Origin of the sequence: Streptomyces katrae (assembly GCF_000966975.1) — a bacterium.
Classification (GTDB): domain Bacteria; phylum Actinomycetota; class Actinomycetes; order Streptomycetales; family Streptomycetaceae; genus Streptomyces; species Streptomyces katrae.
Genome location: NZ_JZWV01001197.1, coordinates 1 through 1,382 on the forward strand (window position 1 = coordinate 1; position 1,382 = coordinate 1,382).

3 protein-coding genes are annotated in these 1,382 nt (G+C 75.3%); all 3 read left to right on the plus strand.

Annotation, left to right across the window (positions count from 1 at the left end; genetic code table 11):
• On the plus strand, nt 1-332 hold a 332-nt coding region (locus VR44_RS34895; protein ID WP_045951660.1), incomplete at its 5' end, for a SpoIIE family protein phosphatase.
• A gap of 143 nt (nt 333-475) precedes the next feature.
• Entirely contained in the window at nt 476-865 is a 390-nt protein-coding gene (locus VR44_RS34900) for a hypothetical protein (RefSeq protein ID WP_157880504.1), read from the plus strand.
• 104 nt (nt 866-969) lie between these two features.
• Nucleotides 970-1,382, plus strand: a 413-nt coding sequence (locus VR44_RS34905) for a helix-turn-helix domain-containing protein (protein WP_045951662.1), incomplete at its 3' end; no start/stop codon positions are given.

Below are 1,382 nucleotides of genomic sequence, written 5' to 3' on the forward strand. Positions count from 1 at the left end.
CCGGACACCTCCCACCGCTGCTGGTCCGCCACGGCGAAGCGAGCTTCCTCCCCCAGCCCCAGGGGAGCCTGCTCGGAGCCACCGCCGGCGTGACCTACGGGCAGGAGGACATCGGCCTGCTGCCGGGCGACCACCTGCTGTTCTACACCGACGGCCTGGTCGAGGACCCGGGCGTGGACATCGAGGAAGGACTGGAGTCCCTCGCCGCGACCGCGGCCCGGCTCGTCCGGGAGGGCCGGGCCGACACCCTCGCGCGCACCCTCGCGGCGGGCCGCAAGCCCCACCGCGACGACATCTGCGTCCTGGACGTCCACCTGCCGCCGCAGCCGTGACGGCCTGAGGCCCGCCGCGGCGGTTGCTTCCCCGGGCCCGACACCCGAGGATGGCCGGATCGTGCGTACGCGCCGCGCCCAGGGGTACGAGACACCTGACATGGAGGGGGCCCGTACCGGGTGTCGAGGACAGGGAGAGCGGTGTGAGGAAGAGTGTGATCGCCAGGGTGATACCGGTGGCGCTGCTGGCAGGGCTGCTGCTGGCCCCGCTGCCGGCGAACGCGGCGGAGGCCCCCACGGCCCACCGGGCCGCCCCGGCCCGGAGCGCCGTGGCGGCCGGTGCCCAGGCCGGCGCCCTGGCCGGAACCGTCCGCGGGACGAGCGTGAACGCCTCCGCCCTGACGCAGGCGGCGGGCGTGTCCAAGGACAGCAAGAAGGACAGCAAGAAGAGCAAGTCCAAGAAAAAGAAGAAGGGCTTCCTCGGGAAGCTGGGCACCGCCGCGCTGATCGTGGGCGTCCTGGTCGTCCTGCTGATCGTGGCCGCGATCATCGCCGTCGTGGTGCTGGCCGCCCGTCGCCGCCGGCGCACCTGACGGTCCCCCCCGGGCGGTCCGGGGACGGGCGGCCGGGGTGCCGCCGTACGCCCGCGTAGGGTGGAGGCCGTCCTGCCGCCCACCCACGGGGAACCAACAGCACCATGGCGCACACCGGTCCGCAGTCCCTCGACCGCGCACTGGCCCTCGTCGACGCGGTGGCCGCGGCGCCCGGCCCGGTCAGCGCCAAGGCGCTGGCCCGCGCCGCGGGGTGCTCCCTGTCCACCGCCTACCACCTCCTGGGACCGCTCACCGAGCGCGGCTACCTGGTACGGACGGCCCGGGGGTACGCGCTCGGGCCGGAACTGCCCCGGCTGCACCGCAGCTTCCTGCACCAGCTGGCACCGGCCCCCGGGATGGGCGACCTGCTCGCCCGGCTGCGGCGGGCCACCGGCGGCGAGACCTACCACACGGCGTACCGGGGCGGGGTGATCACCGTGGTGGACACCACGGCTCCCGTGACGGACACCGCGAACCCGTTCGCGCCCGGCCGTGAGACCCGGGCCGACGCCACCGC